At 62.3% G+C, this 1,338-nt stretch carries 2 protein-coding genes; both read right to left on the bottom strand.

Annotated features, from left to right (window positions below; translation table 11 throughout):
* Positions 1-406: 406 nt before the first annotated feature.
* On the bottom strand, positions 407-925 hold the full coding sequence (locus QR78_RS34650; protein ID WP_125901139.1) for a hypothetical protein: 519 nt from the start codon (positions 923-925) through the stop codon (positions 407-409).
* 188 nt (positions 926-1,113) lie between these two features.
* A partial coding sequence (locus QR78_RS33440; protein WP_125940062.1) for a diguanylate cyclase domain-containing protein occupies positions 1,114-1,338 on the bottom strand: 225 nt, incomplete at its 5' end.

The following is a 1,338-nucleotide window of genomic DNA, read 5'->3' as shown; positions in this document are numbered from 1 at the left end:
GGCGGCGGACCTCGTCGTAGACAGCCTGCCATCGCATTCGGCTCTGTGCGCCCGCTTCCAGTTCCGGCGTGCTGCGGGCGAAGGCACGGTCGCGCCGGGCGGGACGAACGGCCGAGCCAGGGAGGAGTGGAAGGTTCCGCAACCGGGCATGGGCGCCGTGGAGCCAGCGTTCGACGGCCTGCCGCATGTTGGTGAGCAGGTGCCAGCGATCGGCGACCTGCTGGGCCTGGGGAGCGGGGCTGAAGCTCGCCCCTGCCGAAGCCGCGCAGGTTGCGGCGGCACGCGAGCGGATAGGCGCGCGACTGCGGGCAGCCCGACTGGCCGAAGCCGAAGCCTGGGAGCGGGATCGCCCGGCTCGGCAGACACGAGCCCAGCAGCAAGAAGACGAGCTGGCGGGCCTGCAACGTCAGAATCGCGAGCGTGATGATGCGCAACGGCCGAGCGTGAACGAAACGCCCGAATCGAGGCAGAACGGCAGGCTGGGACCCGGGCGCAAGCCGAGCGGCAGGCGGCGGAGGCGGTAGCGCAACAGCAACGCGACGCAGCTCAGCGCGCCGCCGACCGGGCGGCGCAGGAGCGAGCTGCTGCCGAGACCTTGGCTCGCCTCCGGCGCGAGGAGGAGACGGCGCTGGCGCGTGATCCGTGCAACAGGGTCGAAGTGCGCCGGCAGTTGGTGGAGGCCGCCAATGCGATGGACCGCGCATGCTTTGGGGGACACAAGCTGCTCGATTTGACATGTGGGCTTACGAATTCGGGGCAACCGGATGCAGTACGTTCGTGCATGTTCGAGGCCGAGTGGTCCTCGGGTCAGCGTGGATTGGTAACGATCACAGTTCGTAAAAATTCTTTCCGTGATAACCTCATCGAAATCCACCCGTGACCGAAGGATGTGGCTGGCTATCTGGCACAATAAGGCCAGCTGCACCCCAATTTTGATCCTAGCTGGTGCAGCGCAATACATCCACATATGGAAATAGCACTCGTGTCATCGTCATCTTTCGTCGGCGACCACTGACAGTAAATGTTTATTGCGAATGATTCATCGGTCGTACTGCCGGCCAAGTTAAGCGTATTTCGGATTTTAGTTGCGAGAATATCATCTTTTTTAATCAATCAACATGATATGCGATTCACTTTGACTCGGTATGTCTCCGCGGTTCCTTTTCGATTACGTTTGGCGCTGTAGAGCGCCGCATCCGCTTGACGTAGTAGCACATTGCGATCCTGCGCAGCCGCGTTCGACAACGCGATGCCGATCGTGCCCGTCACTCGAGCGATATGGCCCTGTCCCTCCGTCACCATCTCCAGGTCGCGCAAAAGTCGTCGCACTTGGCGGTC

This window comes from Methylobacterium indicum, from assembly GCF_001043895.1.
GTDB lineage: Bacteria > Pseudomonadota > Alphaproteobacteria > Rhizobiales > Beijerinckiaceae > Methylobacterium > Methylobacterium indicum.
Note: the sequence above shows the minus strand (reverse complement) of the source record. Positions and strands in the feature narration are given on the sequence as shown.